Here is a 13,406-nt window from a genome sequence, read left to right as displayed (position 1 = left end):
TTTGCTAGCCGGAGGTGGCCCGTAAAGGCGCCAGTTGTTACCAACCCGCGTTACCAACAAGATGTGAACCATGGCCAATTTCCCCCTGCGACAGACCTTCATCGTGCTTTCCGTCGGCCTTGCCGTGGCTGGCTGCAATGACGATCGGATCCACAACATCTGTGGCAATCATCCCGAGCTCTGCCAGGATCTGGTGGACGATGGCTGGTGCCGCTACGAGCGTACCGATGTGATCCGCAGTCGCTTCTATCTCAAGGAAGAGGGGACGGATCGGCGCAAGTATGAGCTGATGCGTAACCTTGAGCGCTATCTCAAATGTGCCGAGCGCTCCACCAACATCGAGTACAAGAATGCCCGCGAGCAGAAGAGTCCACGGGTCGAGGGCATGCTGGCGGCCGGGGATCAGTTGGCCCAGCTCGATGCGGCGACCCGCAATTCACAAGATCCCTACCTGCTGCTCTGGCACTGGACCAACAACACCAACGAGTTGGCTCGTCAGCAGTTTATGGCGCTGGAAGGCACCAAGGCGCTGGATGAACCCGAGCTGCAACTGGCTCTCGGTGGTATCTACGCCAAGAGCGACCCCGAAAAGGCCATTGCCACCTTGCAGCACGGCCTCTCCCTCTATCAGGAGGGGGATAAGGTGAACAGCCGCATATTCACCTCCCTCAGCACCCTCTATATGGGCCAGAAACAGTATGGGCTGGCCTATCTGTGGGGCAAGGTGAGCGAATCGTTTCAGGATAGCCCCGAGGTCTCAGCCAAACGTTTTGGCATCTACCACACCCTGAGCAAGACAGAGCAGGATGGTTACGATGTGCGGGCTGCCGAAATTGTCGAGCAGCTCAAGCATGGCAACTACCGGCCCTGAGGCAGTGATGACGACGCTCTCCCCGGCCAGCTGCTGGCCCAATCCGTTCGATCTCTCTTTCGTTCATGGCGAGGTACGTACCGATGGCCGCACCCTGGAGCGCCTCACGGTGCGTGCCGTGGTGCCCCGTGGCGACGAGCTGCTGCTGGTCCACTCCCGGGTCAACGGCGATCTGATGTTCCCCGGGGGCGGCATTGAAGCGGGGGAGAGCCACTATGTGGCGCTCGCTCGCGAGCTGCTGGAGGAGTGCGGTGCCGAGCTGCGGGAAGTGGGGGGCCTGCTTGGCGAGACCCGTGAATATCGCGCCGCCCGCGAGCCGGGGTTCGATGCCTACTGCATCCGCTCGCTCTACTACTTGTGCCGGATTGGCGATCAGCTGGTGGCCCCGCAGCCGCAGCCCTACGAGATCCGGCTTGGCTTCGTGCCCGGCTGGTTTGCCCTCGACGAGGCGCTGCAGACCAACAAGACCCAGCTGGCGGGGCCCTGTCCCCAGTGGACGGCGCGAGAGACCCGGGTGCTGGCCCAGCTGCAACGCTGGCATCAGCAGGGGATCTTCGACCACGGCTGATGAGTACATCAAGCTGCAACTGTCAGTGACACCAACAAAAAGAGCGCCAATAGGCGCTCTTTTTTATTGCGAGGGTGGCGGTTACTTGGCCACTCTGTCGTGCGAGATCATTTGACCTCTTCGCCCTTGGCTTGCAGATCAGCATGGTAGGAGGAGCGAACGAAAGGACCGCAGGCGGCGTGGGTAAAGCCCAGCTCCATGGCGACATCTTTCAGCTCGTCAAACTCTGCTGGCGGCACGTAGCGTTTCACCGGCAGGTGGTGGCGGCTCGGCTGCAGATACTGACCCAGGGTCAGCATGTTGACGCCGTGGGCGCGCAGATCCTTGAGCACCTCGACGATCTCTTCGTTGGTCTCGCCAAGGCCCATCATCAGACCGGATTTGGTCGGTACGTGGGGGTGCATCTCCTTGATGCGGCGCAGCAGCTCCAGCGACCACTTGTAGTCGGCACCCGGGCGGGCGACGCGATACATGCGCGGCGCGGTTTCCAGGTTGTGGTTGAAGACATCCGGCGGGGTTTCGCGGAACACCTCCAGTGCCTGCTCCATCCGGCCACGGAAATCCGGGGTCAGGATCTCGATGCGGGTCTGCGGGCTGTGCTCGCGGATCTCGCGGATGCAGTCGGCGAAGTGCTGGGCACCGCCGTCGCGCAGATCGTCGCGGTCCACCGAGGTGATCACCACATACTTGAGGTTCATCTCCTTGATGGTCAGCGCCAGCTTCTTCGGCTCTTCCGGATCGAGTGCCAGCGGGCGGCCGTGGGCCACGTCGCAGAAGGGGCAGCGGCGGGTGCAGATGGCGCCCATGATCATGAAGGTGGCGGTGCCGTGGTTGAAGCACTCCGCCAGGTTGGGGCAGGAGGCCTCTTCACAGACCGAGTGCAGCTTGTTCTTGCGCAAGGTGCTCTTGATGTGTTCGATCTTCTGGCTGGAGGGGGGCAGCTTGATCCGCATCCAGTCCGGCTTGCGAAGGAGTTCTTCGTTGGGATCCGGCATGAATTTCACCGGGATCAGGGCCATCTTGTCGCCATCGCGCAGCTTGACGCCCGGCTCCATACGAACGGGTTTGCTCATGATTCACTCTCGGTGTTTGTTATTGTTTGATAGCCAATCAGGCGAGCCAGCTCGGCCACCAGAATGGATTGCGCCTCGGCCACGCTCTGCGGGCCGCCCAGGGCGCTGGTCTGGGTCATGGCCATGCCCGCATAGCCGCACGGATTGATGTGCAGGAAGGGGGTCATGTCCATGTTGATGTTGAGGGCCAGCCCGTGGAACGAGCACCCCTTGCGGATGCGCAGACCCAGCGAGGCCAGTTTTGCCTCCATGCCAAGGTCATTTTTCACATAGACCCCGGGGGCATCGGCCTTGGCATAAGCCTGGATATCGCTTTTGGCGAGGGTATTGATGATGGCTGTCTCCAGCGCGGTCACCAGCTCGCGAACCGAGAATTTGCAGCGGCGGACATCCACCAGTACGTAGAGCACCAGCTGGCCCGGGCCGTGATAGGTCACCTGACCGCCGCGATCGCTCTGCACCACCGGGATATTGCCCGGATTGAGCAGGTGTTCGGCCTTGCCGGCCTGGCCCTGGGTGTAGACGGGATCGTGCTCGACCACCCAGAACTCGTCCGGGGTGTCGCTGGTGCGGTTGTCGGTGAAGGCTTTCATGGCGTCCCATACCGGCTGGTAGGGGCGGCGACCCAGCTGCCTGACAATCAGGCTGGACTGGGTGGGGATCTGGGATGACATGGCGTCCTCGCGGCGTGCTGCGGCCAAAAACAGTCGCCCCGCAGAACGGGGCGAGAGAGAAATTACAGTACGTATTTCACCAGCTCGATCTTGCCAAGGGCGTGGTACATCGCTTCGATGTGCTCTTTGCTCTGGGCAGTCACGGTCACGCGGACCGAGTGGTAGTTGCCCTTGGAGCTGGGCTGGACTGTCGGGCTGTAGGTGCCGGGGGCGTGCTGCTGCAGCACTTCAACCACCATTTCCGGCAGTGCCGGGTCGGCAACGCCGAGTACCTTGAACGGGAATTTGCAGGGAAACTCCAGCAGTTCATCAAACTTGGTATTCATTTACTCACCTTTTGCGTCATCACCGGGATGACTTCATCTTGGATGGCTAGTGGCCGATGGCCCGTGGAGGCCGCCATTTCAAGTCTATATGGGCACGGCTCATAACTATATGGGCGCTGCCCGGACCGGGATCAAGGCCAGGATCGGTCAGACAAGGATGGAAGTGCTGCTTTTTACCACAAATCAGGGTAAGGCGGAACCTGCAGTTTACAGGGTTATTCACTGCTTTTGTCCGTCACAGACAGCAGCGGCGCCTGTTGGCGCCGCTGTTTGGTGAGGATTGTGCGTTGGATTACTTGAACCAGCTGGTGACCAGCAGTACCAGATAGTCCCACAGACGGCTCATCAAGCCACCTTCCTGCACCTCTTCCAGGGCAACCAGCGGCACCTGCTTGATCTCTTTGTCGCCCTGTTTCAGGAACACGGTACCGACGCGCTGCCCCTTGGCCAGCGGCGCTTTCAGTTCGCTGTCGAGCTGGAAGTCAGCCTTCAGGTTGTTGCCCTGACCGCGGGTGACCAGCACGGAGACATCTTTGTCGACGCCCAGTTTCACTTCCGGTTTGTCGCCCATCCAGATCTTCTGGGTGACCAGCTCGGTGCCTGCCTTGTACGGGGTCAGGCTCTGGAAGAAGCGAAAGCCGTAGGTGAGCAGTTTTTTGCTCTCGGCGGCGCGGGAGGCTTCGCTGCTGGCGCCCAGTACCACGGCGATCAGGCGCATGCCTTCGTTGTTGGTGGCAGAGGAGACCAGGTTATAGCCGACCTGGCTGACGTGGCCGGTCTTGATGCCATCCACTTGCAGGGATTGATCCCACAGCAGGCGGTTGCGGTTGTGCTGGGTGATGCCGTTGAACACGAAGGATTTCTGGGAGTAGATCTTGTACTCCTCCGGCAGGTCGCGGATCAGCGCCTGACCCAGACGGGCCATATCGTGAGCGGTACTGTAGTGACCTTCCGCATCCAGACCGTGCGGGTTCATGAAGTGGCTGTCGTTCATGCCGAGCTTGGCGGCCCAGCTGTTCATCAGGCTGGCGAAGGAGTCGGTGCTGCCCGCCAGGAATTCGGCCATGGCGACGCAGGCGTCGTTGCCGGACTGGATGATGATGCCCTTGTTGAGATCATCGACAGAGACCTGCTTGCCCACCTCGATAAACATCTTGGAGGAGTCGGAGTAGTTCTTGGACCAGGCGTTCTGGCTGATGGTCACCATGTCGGTGCGCTTGATGTTCCCCTTCAGCAGCTCCTGGCCGATGATGTAGGAGGTCATCATCTTGGTCAGACTGGCAGGCGGCAGACGCTCTTCGGCGTTCTGCTCGGCCAGCACCTGACCTGAGTAGTAGTCGATCAGAATATGGGCCTTGGCGGAGATCTCCGGCGCGGCGGGAACCACCATGGGCATGGCATTCGGGGTTGGTGTCGGCACCGGCGTATTGGCCTGGGCGGTTACGCTGATCAGTGAGGCCAGAAGAACTGAACGGGCAAATTTGGACATCTTGAAATTCCTGCGAGCCAGATGGGGATAAAATGCGGGCCTAACTATACCAGATGCGCCCGCAGGTTATAGCCCGAGATGGCGATCAGAACTGGTTTTTTATCCATCACTCCCTGTCATCACGCCATAAAACGACGTGATGACAGTGAGTAAGCGGTTAGTCACATCCGCGGCAAAAGGGGACGATCAGGGCACGATAAAGGCCTGTTCCAGTCCGCCCTGACGTACTTTTTCCAGCACACTTGCCTGCTGGTCGGCGGCGACCGGGCCAATCAGCACCCGGAAAATGGCGCCATGAGCATCGATCCGGTAAGGCACGCCGTAACGCTGGGTCATCACCTTGCCCATCGCCTCTGCCCGATCCCGGGAGCCGCTGGCCAGTACCTGGATCATCTTGCCATCACCACTGCTGGCGGGCGCTGCGGCCTTGGCCGGAGCTGACTTGACCGGTGCCGCTTTGGCGGGTGTGGCCGCGGGCGCCTTGACGGGAGCGGGTTCGGCAGCGGGAGTGGCCATCGCCAGCGCCGTCGGTTCACCCAGAAAACCATCTTGCGACAGCGTGCTGGAGGCCGCAGCTGGAGTGGTCGGAGTCATTTCGATGGGCTTCATTGGCTCCATGATCACCATCTGATCCGGAGTGTCGCTGATCAGCTCCAGCCGTACTCGGGCCTCACCGCTATCGACCATCTCCAGCTGCTTGGCCGCTGCGTAGGAGAGGTCGATCAGACGTGGGCTGTTGAACGGGCCGCGATCGTTGACCCGCACTATGGTCTCCAGCCCGTTGTCCAGATTGGTGACCCGCACATAGCTCGGGATGGGCAGGTTGCGGTGGGCGGCACTGAACAGCTTGCTGTCCAGCACATCGCCGTTGGCGGTCTTCTGGCCGTCCAGATCCGGCGACAACCAGCTGGCGGTGCCCTCTTCGCTGTAGTGTTTGATGTCGCGCCACACCTCGTGCTTCTGCTTGCCGATCCAGTAGTCCCGGTTGCCGCTGGCACTCAGGGGCTCGGGGCGCGGAATGGCGCCGGTGGCTTGCGGGATCTCGATAACGGGTGGCTTGCTGACCGGTGCTTGCGGCTCGACGGGGGCGCTCTGTTCCGGCTGGCTGCTACAGGCGGCCAGCAACAAGCTCAGGCTGAGCGGGAGGAGTTTGTGACGAAGATGCATACGCTTCCTGAATGGCTTGGCTAAGTTGATACACCGCCATCGCATAGAGTGGGCTGCGATTGTAACGGGTGATCACATAAAAGTTATGCCGTGCGACCCAGTATTCCGGTCCATCGGCTTGGGCAAACGCCAGTAACTTGACCGGCGTCTGTGGGGCCAGCGGCGTGGCGAGCTCAATCCCTGCCGCCGCCAGTTCTGACCACTGTTGTGTGAGCTCGGGCTCAGGCCTGAGTAGAGGTTCGACTGCCATCAACCCGATTTGGGCCGGTTCCACCACGGATTCGCCCCAGCGCCACTGGTGGCTGGCAAAATAGTTGGCCACGCTGCCGATGGCATCGACCGGGTTGGCAAACAGATCCCGCTTGCCATCCCCGTCAAAGTCGACGGCGTAGTGGCGATAGCTGGAGGGCATGAACTGCCCCATCCCCATGGCGCCTGCATAGGAGCCCTTGAGGGTATCGAGTTGCCACCCTTCCTCTTTGGCCAACACAACCAGCTGGGCAAACTCCTTGGCGAAGAAGTTGGCCCGCTCCGGGTAGTGGAACCCCAGGGTGTAGAGGCTATCGAGCACCGGATGACGGCCCATCTGGCGACCGTAGAAGGTCTCGACCCCTATGATGGCCACGATGAGCGAGGCGGGCACCCGATAGGTCTGCTCCGCGCGGGCCAGTGTCTCGGCATGTTGCTGCCAGAACTGCTGGCCGTCACGGATGCGCTCCGGGGTAACAAACAGCGGCCGGTAGCGATGCCAGGGTTTGGCCTCCCACGGCTTGCTGATGGTGTCGAGCACCTCTTGGCGCAACTGGGCGCGGGCGACCGCGGCCTGCAGCTCCGCCAGCGGCACCTGCTGCTGGTCGGCGAGCAGGGCCAACCGATCCGGCGACACGGCGGCGGTCGCCATCGTGGTGGCGAGCGAGAGCAGCAATCCAACCCGTCTCATCAGGCGAGCAGTCTTCTATGAGTCTGGATGGACATCAGGATACCGAATCCAGCCATCAGGGTCACCATGGAGGTGCCGCCATAGCTCACCAGCGGCAGGGGCACCCCCACCACCGGCAGGATGCCGCTCACCATGCCCATGTTGACGAACACATAGACGAAGAAGGTGAGGGTGATGGCGCCGCCCAGTAGTCGCTCGAAGCTGTTCTGGGCCTGCATCGAGATAAACAGGCAGCGGCTGATGACGTAGAGGTAGAGCACCAGCAGCAGGGCAACCCCCACCAGACCGAACTCCTCGCTGAATACCGCGAAGATGAAGTCGGTATGGCGCTCGGGCAGAAACTCCAGCTGGGACTGGGTCCCTTGCAACCACCCCTTGCCAAAGACGCCGCCGGAGCCGATGGCAATCTTGGACTGGATGATGTGATAGCCGCGGCCGAGCGGGTCTTTCTCCGGGTCGAGCAGCATCAGCACCCGCTGGCGCTGGTAGTCGTGCATCAGGAAGAACCAGAGCACCGGCATAAAGGCCAGCATCAGCAGGACCGCCAAACCGATCAGCCACCAGCTGAGCCCCGCCAGAAAGATGACGAAGAAGCCGGAGGCGGCCACCAGAATGGAGGTGCCAAGGTCAGGCTGGGCGGCGATCAGCAGGGTGGGCAGCAGCACCATGATGAGGGCGATCACCACATGGCTGAACTTGGGGGGCAGCGAGTGGCGACTGAGCCAGGCGGCCACCATGATCGGCATGGAGAGCTTCATCACCTCGGAGGGCTGGAACTTCATAAAGCCCAGATCGAGCCAGCGTTGGGCCCCCTTGCCGATGTGGCCGAAAACGTCCACCGCAATCAGCATCAGCACCACCACGGCGAATAGCGGCACCGACCAGCGGGCGTAGAGGGAGGGGGGCAGCTGGGCCAGGCCGATCATCAGAGCAAAGGCGAGACCGCCGCGCACCAGCTGGCGCACGATGGAGTCCATATCCTGACCGGAGGCGGAGTAGAGCACCACCATGGAGAGGGTCATCACGGCCAGCAGACCGAGCAGCAGGGGCAAGTCGATATGCAGCTTGTACCAGATGCTCTGCTGGCGGGCAGAATTACTCATTGGGAGCGACCTCACTCGGTTGGGACGGCTTTTCCGGTGCCGGTGGCAGTTGCGGATCAGGGGGCAGCAGATAGGCATCCAGCATCTGGCGTGCAATGGGCGATGCAGCTCGACCACCACCACCTCCGATGGAGTTTTCCAGTACCAGAGCTACCACCGCTTTGGGTGCCTCGAAGGGGGCATAAGCAACGAACAAAGCGTTATCGCGATGCTCCGCCTTGACCGTCTTGATGTTGTAAACCTGATTTTCCTTCAAACCGACTACCTGGGCTGTGCCCGATTTGCCGCCTGAGGAGTAAGGCGCCTTGGCAAACGAGTGACGGCCACTGCCTTCACTGCCATGGTTGACTCGCCACATCCCATCCTGCGCCACTTTCCAGAAGCTGTCGTTCTTGAGCTTGAGGGCGATATTGGGGTTGATGGGGGCATCGACCACCCCCGCCTGGGAGGCTGTGCTCTTGAGCAGGTGCGGGGTGACGTCGTGACCATTCTGGGTCAGGATGCTGATCGCCTTGGCCAGTTGGAGCGGGGTGGCGCTCCAGTAGCCCTGACCGATACCGACAGAGATGGTGTCACCCTGATACCAGGGCTGGCGCCAACGGGCCATCTTCCAGTCACGGGACGGCATGACCCCCTTGGTCTCTTCATAAAGATCGACCCCGGTGTACTGACCGAAGCCAAACTTGGTCATGTAGCTGTGGATCTTGTCGATGCCGACTCGATAGGCGAGATCGTAGAAGTAGGTATCTGCCGAGACCTCGATGGCGCGATAGACATCGAGCCAGCCATGACCCCAGCGGCGCCAGTCGCGAAACTTCTTGGTGGTACCGGGAATGGAGAAGCTCGGGCCGCCGAAATAGCGGTAGCCCGGGGTGATGGCCCCCTCGTTGAGACCCATGATGGACATCATGGGCTTGACGGTGGAGGCAGGGGCATAAATGCCCTGAGTGGTGCGATTCACCAGTGGCCGCGCCGGATCGTTGAGCAGCGCCGAGTAGTTGGCGCTGGAGATACCGGTCACGAACAGGTTGGGGTCGTAGCTCGGGCTCGACTCCAGGGCCAGGATGGCGCCGGTTTTCGGGTCCATCATCACGATGGCACCGCGCTGACCAGCCAGCAGTTGCTGGGCCTTGAGCTGCATCCGGACGTCGATATTGAGGTAGATATCCTTGCCGGGAATAGGCGGCTGGAACTTGAGGGTGCGGACAATCCGGCCGCGGTTGTTCACCTCGACCTCCTGATAGCCCGCCACACCGTGTAGCTCATCTTCGTAATACTTCTCCACCCCCTGCTTGCCGATATCCTTGGTGGCCGCGTAGTTGGCGAGTTTTTCTTCCTTCTCGAGGCGCTCCACGTCACGGGTGTTGATCTTGGCCACATAGCCCAAAGCATGGGTGAGGGTGTCACCAAACGGGTAGTAGCGCTTGAGGTAGGCCTCGATGCTGGCGCCCGGGTAGTTGTGCTGGTTGACCGAGAAGAGGGCCACCTGATATTCGGTCAGCTTCTCGTAGAGGGGGACCGGCTTGAAGCGGCGCTGGCGCTTCACTTCGGCGAGGAACTTCTCCTTGGTGCCTTCCGGCAGACCCAGCAGGGTGATCAGCTGGTCGGCGGTTTTTTCGAGATCTTTGGTCTCTTCCGGCACGATTTCCAGACTGTAGACCGGGCGGTTTTCCGCCAGCAGCACACCGTTGGTGTCATAGATGAGGCCCCGTGGCGGTGCCACCGGCACCACGCGGATTCGGTTGGAGTTGGAGCGAGTCTGGTAGGTGTCGTAGGACTCGACCTGCAGATAATAGAGATTGCCCAGCAGCACCAGCATCAGCACGACGATACCGATGTAGGCTACCAGGGTGCGCCGGAAGAACAGATTGCCCTCGGCACTGTGATCGCGCATTTCGATGCGTTGTTTCAGCATGCCTTTACCTCAAGACCCTTGGGGGCAATAAGAGCAGGAACTGCATTGTTCACTCTCTGTGATAGGGGTGAATATGAGAGGTGAGACTCCAGAGACGCATGGCTCACTCTCTATGATACGGATGATTGGTGGTGATGCTCCAGGCCCGATAGAGGCTCTCGGCCACAATTACCCGTACCAGCGGATGGGGCAGGGTGAGCGGTGACAGTGACCAGCTCTGTTCAGCGGCAGCCTTGCACTCGGGTGACAAGCCTTCCGGCCCACCTACCAGCAGGGCCACATCGCGGCCATCGAGTTTCCACGCCTCCAGCTGGGTCGCCAGCTGCTCCGTGGTCCAGGGCTTGCCCGGAATGTCGAGGGTGACGATGCGCGAGCGCCCTGCAGCCGCCAGCATGGCTTCCCCTTCCTTCTGCAGGATGCGGGGAATGTCGGCATTTTTGCCCCGTTTGCCTGCGCCGATCTCGACGAGTTCAAACGGCATGTCTTTGGGGAAGCGGCGACGATACTCTTCGAAGCCATGCTCTACCCAGGCGGGCATCTTGGTGCCCACCGCAATCAACTGGATCTTCATGGTCGTTACACTTGTGCTCTTATTGCGTATTCATTTGAGCGGCACCGCTCCACAGCTTTTCCAGTTGGTAGAAGTCACGATGTTCATCCTGCATCACATGCACGATCACCGAGCCCATATCTACCAGCACCCATTCACCGCTCAGTTGCCCTTCCACGCTCAGCAGATCCAGACCCGCGTGGCGGGCTTCGCTGGCCAGATGGTGGGCAATGGCGCTGACGTGACGACTGGAGTTGCCGGAACAGATGATCATGGTGTCAGTAATGCTGGATTTGCCGCGTACATCGAGGGTGATGATGTCGCGGCCTTTCATGTCATCGATCTTGTCGATGATAAAGGCATGCAATTCTTGGCCTTGCAATGAGTCTCTCCTGTATTCCGGCGCGCAGCGTTTGCGTCAGGGCGGCGGATTATATCATGGTCACTCCCGTTTCCCATCGGGTGGGGCGGGATTACGACAGGGGCTAGCGGCGGTTGGCGCGGTAGAGCCCCTGTTGATCAATATAGTGCGCAACCGACTCGGGCAAGAGGTAGCGGGTGTCTTGTCCCGCATCCAGCAAGGCTCGCAGTCGGGTGGCTGACAGTTCGATGGGCTGGTTGTCCGCCAGCCAGATATGACCGGCCAGACGCTGATGCAGCGCGTTGGCATCTGTGGTGTGATGGCGCGCCAACAGCTGCGCCACCTCGGTCGGATAATCCGGTTGCCAGCCCGGCCGCACGCTCACCACCAGATGGGCATAGTCGAGCAGCTCCTGCCAGCGGTGCCAGCTTGGCAGGCTCAGCAGGGAATCCATCCCCATCAGAAAACAGAGCGGCGTATCGGGCAGTTCATGACGCAGCTCGATGAGGGTATCGATGGTGTAAGAGGGTTTGTCTCGTCTCAGCTCCCGCTCATCCACCACAAAGTGGTGGTTCTCTGCCGCCGCCAGTTTGACCATGGCGAGGCGCTGTTCGCTCGAGCAGAACGGATTGGCGCGGTGGGGCGGGATATGGTTCGGGATCAGCCGCATCTCGGCCAGCCCGAGGGCATCGCGCGCCTCGATGGCCGGGCGCAGATGGCCGATATGGATAGGATCGAACGTGCCCCCCAGCAGGCCAATGGGCGCCTTCAGCACGGGTTGCTCTCCATCACCAGCGGCAGCGGGGTGCCATCACGAAAGCCGAGGGCAATGGTCTGCAGCATCAGCCACGCCTGCTCGGTATCAAAGCGGCGTTGAGCGTCGTCCAGTTGGGCCATCAGTTGCCACAGTTGCTGCAACTTGGCAAACGGCAGTCGGGTCAGCGCTTGCTGAATGAGCTGCTGGCGGCTCTGCCAGATGCGCAGGCGGCTGAAGTGCTCCCCCAGCGGCTGGCCGTTGCGCATCGCCAGCGACAGTTCGGTCAGCTGTTCCAGCTCGCGGCAGAGGGTCCAGGCCAGCATCCCCGGCTCGGTGCCTTCGGCCCGCAGGGCGGCCAGAATGCGCTGAGCCCGGTTCACTTTCCCTTCCAGCAGGGTATCGACCAGCTGGAACGGGGTGAAGTGGGCGTGGCGGATAATGGTCTCTTGCAGATAGGTGACGCTGATGGGCTGGGGCGGCGAGAGCAGGGTCAGCTTCTCGATCTCCTGACTGGCGGCCAGCAGGTTGCCCTCGTAGGAGTGGCACATGAAGTTGATGGCATCCGGCAGCGCCTTGAGGCCGAAACGCGCAAAACGGGCGCTCATCCAGCGCGGGAAAAACTTGGGCTCCGGATGGTTGACCGGCACATAGGTGCCAATCTGGTAGAGCTTGTCGAACCAGGCTGCCTTCATCTGGGTCTGGTTGAGGCGACCGCCACTCAGCACCAGCAGTAGGTCGGGACGAAGCTGCTTGCCGATTTCGCTGATACGGGCTGCGAGATCCTTGTCCACCTTGGCGGGCAGCTCCAGCTCGATGATCTGGCGGGCGGAGAAGAGGCTCATGGCCTGACAGGCATCGTAGACCTGATTCCAGTCCAGCCCCTGCTCCACCACGAAGGTGTGGCGTTCATCGAAACCCTGCTTGCGGGCGACCTGACGGATGGCATCGATGGCCTCCAGTCGCAACAGGGGCTCGTCGCCAAAAACGAGATAGCAGGGCCGAAGCCCTGCTTTGAGGTGGTCACCAAATTGTTCCGGGTAGATCCGCATCAGAAGCTGACCTGACTCAACTGCCGAATCACCTGATTGGCCGCCTGCTCCTGCATCTCGCGGTTGAGCTGCTCCTGCTCACGGGAGGAGGCGAGCGCTGCATCCGGCTTGTTGAGGAAGCTGCGGTTGAAGTTGATGGGGAAGACCTGAGTCGGCTTGCCCGGTACCGAGATGGTGAACTGGGTACCAAAGCCCAGCACATATTCGGTGTCCGTCCCCAGCGCGTTGACCGAGGCGACCTGACTGGTGCTGCCTACGCCGCCCAGAGTGAGCACCGGAATGCCCTCCTTGTCGGCCAGGGTCACGCCAGAGGCCTTCAGGCGGGTGGTAACCATCCGGTAGAAGTCGCTCTTGTTGTCGCCCACGACCTTCATGGTCATCAGCTCGCTCGGAATGCCGTTGCCGCGCATGTGAAAGCCGCAGCCTTGCAGCAGCAGACCAGCCAGCACGATGGCCATCCAGCGGGTGAAGATGGTGCCCATAGAAAATCCTCTTTGCATTAAGGGAAAGCGGCGGGCGCAGGGCCCGCCGTTATCATCCGTTTGCTGTTACAGATTGGCAAT

At 61.0% G+C, this 13,406-nt stretch carries 15 protein-coding genes; 2 read left to right on the top strand and 13 right to left on the bottom strand.

The window, feature by feature from the left end:
• Window positions 1-70 precede the first annotated feature (70 nt).
• Together AB5Y67_RS20495 and AB5Y67_RS20490 are read left to right on the top strand one after the other, a co-directional pair.
• Window positions 71-871 carry a DUF2989 domain-containing protein gene (locus AB5Y67_RS20495; protein WP_043822181.1) on the top strand — a complete coding sequence of 267 codons (801 nt, stop codon included), beginning with the start codon at window positions 71-73 and terminating at the stop codon, window positions 869-871.
• Window positions 872-878: 7 nt separating this feature from the next.
• Window positions 879-1,439, top strand: coding sequence for an NUDIX domain-containing protein (locus AB5Y67_RS20490; protein WP_199427375.1), 561 nt, complete (start codon window positions 879-881; stop codon window positions 1,437-1,439).
• Window positions 1,440-1,546: 107 nt separating this feature from the next.
• Here the strand turns inward: AB5Y67_RS20490 and lipA are convergent, their stop codons facing one another.
• From lipA to lptE, 13 genes are all read right to left on the bottom strand, one after another.
• Complete coding sequence (gene lipA, locus AB5Y67_RS20485; protein WP_005335190.1) at window positions 1,547-2,512, bottom strand: lipoyl synthase; 966 nt, start codon at window positions 2,510-2,512, stop codon at window positions 1,547-1,549.
• Complete coding sequence (lipB, locus tag AB5Y67_RS20480) at window positions 2,509-3,186, bottom strand: lipoyl(octanoyl) transferase LipB (protein WP_139409042.1); 678 nt, start codon at window positions 3,184-3,186, stop codon at window positions 2,509-2,511. The genes lipA and lipB overlap by 4 nt, the downstream gene beginning before the upstream one ends.
• Window positions 3,187-3,248: 62 nt before the next feature.
• Window positions 3,249-3,512, bottom strand: coding sequence for a DUF493 family protein YbeD (gene ybeD / locus AB5Y67_RS20475; protein WP_005335178.1), 264 nt, complete (start codon window positions 3,510-3,512; stop codon window positions 3,249-3,251).
• 292 nt (window positions 3,513-3,804) lie between these two features.
• The gene (locus tag AB5Y67_RS20470; RefSeq protein ID WP_005335176.1) at window positions 3,805-5,001 is read right to left on the bottom strand and encodes a D-alanyl-D-alanine carboxypeptidase family protein; all 1,197 of its coding nucleotides are present in this window, start codon (window positions 4,999-5,001) and stop codon (window positions 3,805-3,807) included.
• A gap of 186 nt (window positions 5,002-5,187) precedes the next feature.
• Window positions 5,188-6,168, bottom strand: coding sequence for a septal ring lytic transglycosylase RlpA family protein (locus tag AB5Y67_RS20465; RefSeq protein ID WP_199427348.1), 981 nt, complete (start codon window positions 6,166-6,168; stop codon window positions 5,188-5,190).
• On the bottom strand, window positions 6,110-7,108 hold the full coding sequence (gene mltB, locus AB5Y67_RS20460) for a lytic murein transglycosylase B (RefSeq protein WP_199427347.1): 999 nt from the start codon (window positions 7,106-7,108) through the stop codon (window positions 6,110-6,112). Before mltB ends, AB5Y67_RS20465 begins: the two co-directional genes overlap by 59 nt.
• Complete coding sequence (gene rodA, locus AB5Y67_RS20455) at window positions 7,108-8,211, bottom strand: rod shape-determining protein RodA (protein WP_005335170.1); 1,104 nt, start codon at window positions 8,209-8,211, stop codon at window positions 7,108-7,110. Before rodA ends, mltB begins: the two co-directional genes overlap by 1 nt.
• The gene (gene mrdA, locus AB5Y67_RS20450) at window positions 8,204-10,126 is read right to left on the bottom strand and encodes a penicillin-binding protein 2 (protein WP_103250745.1); all 1,923 of its coding nucleotides are present in this window, start codon (window positions 10,124-10,126) and stop codon (window positions 8,204-8,206) included. Before mrdA ends, rodA begins: the two co-directional genes overlap by 8 nt.
• Before the next feature lie 103 nt (window positions 10,127-10,229).
• Window positions 10,230-10,697, bottom strand: a complete 468-nt coding sequence (rlmH, locus tag AB5Y67_RS20445; protein WP_064339578.1) for a 23S rRNA (pseudouridine(1915)-N(3))-methyltransferase RlmH — start codon at window positions 10,695-10,697, stop codon at window positions 10,230-10,232.
• 19 nt (window positions 10,698-10,716) lie between these two features.
• A complete protein-coding gene (gene rsfS, locus AB5Y67_RS20440; RefSeq protein ID WP_005335165.1) occupies window positions 10,717-11,058 on the bottom strand; it encodes a ribosome silencing factor in 342 nt (113 codons plus the stop codon).
• A 103-nt stretch (window positions 11,059-11,161) separates the two neighbouring features.
• Window positions 11,162-11,812 carry a nicotinate-nucleotide adenylyltransferase gene (nadD, locus tag AB5Y67_RS20435; protein WP_108612148.1) on the bottom strand — a complete coding sequence of 217 codons (651 nt, stop codon included), beginning with the start codon at window positions 11,810-11,812 and terminating at the stop codon, window positions 11,162-11,164.
• Window positions 11,806-12,843: a DNA polymerase III subunit delta gene (gene holA, locus AB5Y67_RS20430; RefSeq protein WP_257701324.1), complete on the bottom strand. Its 1,038-nt coding sequence runs from the start codon at window positions 12,841-12,843 to the stop codon at window positions 11,806-11,808. Before holA ends, nadD begins: the two co-directional genes overlap by 7 nt.
• Window positions 12,843-13,325 (bottom strand): LPS assembly lipoprotein LptE, encoded by a 483-nt coding sequence (gene lptE / locus AB5Y67_RS20425; RefSeq protein ID WP_005335160.1) that lies wholly within the window; start codon window positions 13,323-13,325, stop codon window positions 12,843-12,845. The genes holA and lptE overlap by 1 nt, the downstream gene beginning before the upstream one ends.
• Window positions 13,326-13,406 lie beyond the last annotated feature (81 nt).

Source organism: Aeromonas sp. s12 (assembly GCF_040907925.1).
In the GTDB taxonomy this organism is placed as follows: Bacteria; Pseudomonadota; Gammaproteobacteria; order Enterobacterales; family Aeromonadaceae; genus Aeromonas; species Aeromonas veronii.
Note: the sequence above shows the minus strand (reverse complement) of the source record. Positions and strands in the feature narration are given on the sequence as shown.

Coding starts and splice junctions, on each gene's coding strand:
- AB5Y67_RS20470 (WP_005335176.1), bottom strand. CDS start 5,001: ATGTCCAAATTTGCCCGTTCAGTTCTTCTGGCCTCACTGATCAGCGTA.
- AB5Y67_RS20495 (WP_043822181.1), top strand. CDS start 71: ATGGCCAATTTCCCCCTGCGACAGACCTTCATCGTGCTTTCCGTCGGC.
- lipA (WP_005335190.1), bottom strand. CDS start 2,512: ATGAGCAAACCCGTTCGTATGGAGCCGGGCGTCAAGCTGCGCGATGGC.
- rodA (WP_005335170.1), bottom strand. CDS start 8,211: ATGAGTAATTCTGCCCGCCAGCAGAGCATCTGGTACAAGCTGCATATC.
- mrdA (WP_103250745.1), bottom strand. CDS start 10,126: ATGCTGAAACAACGCATCGAAATGCGCGATCACAGTGCCGAGGGCAAT.
- ybeD (WP_005335178.1), bottom strand. CDS start 3,512: ATGAATACCAAGTTTGATGAACTGCTGGAGTTTCCCTGCAAATTCCCG.
- rlmH (WP_064339578.1), bottom strand. CDS start 10,697: ATGAAGATCCAGTTGATTGCGGTGGGCACCAAGATGCCCGCCTGGGTA.
- AB5Y67_RS20465 (WP_199427348.1), bottom strand. CDS start 6,168: ATGCATCTTCGTCACAAACTCCTCCCGCTCAGCCTGAGCTTGTTGCTG.
- AB5Y67_RS20490 (WP_199427375.1), top strand. CDS start 879: ATGACGACGCTCTCCCCGGCCAGCTGCTGGCCCAATCCGTTCGATCTC.
- lptE (WP_005335160.1), bottom strand. CDS start 13,325: ATGGGCACCATCTTCACCCGCTGGATGGCCATCGTGCTGGCTGGTCTG.
- mltB (WP_199427347.1), bottom strand. CDS start 7,108: ATGAGACGGGTTGGATTGCTGCTCTCGCTCGCCACCACGATGGCGACC.
- holA (WP_257701324.1), bottom strand. CDS start 12,843: ATGCGGATCTACCCGGAACAATTTGGTGACCACCTCAAAGCAGGGCTT.
- lipB (WP_139409042.1), bottom strand. CDS start 3,186: ATGTCATCCCAGATCCCCACCCAGTCCAGCCTGATTGTCAGGCAGCTG.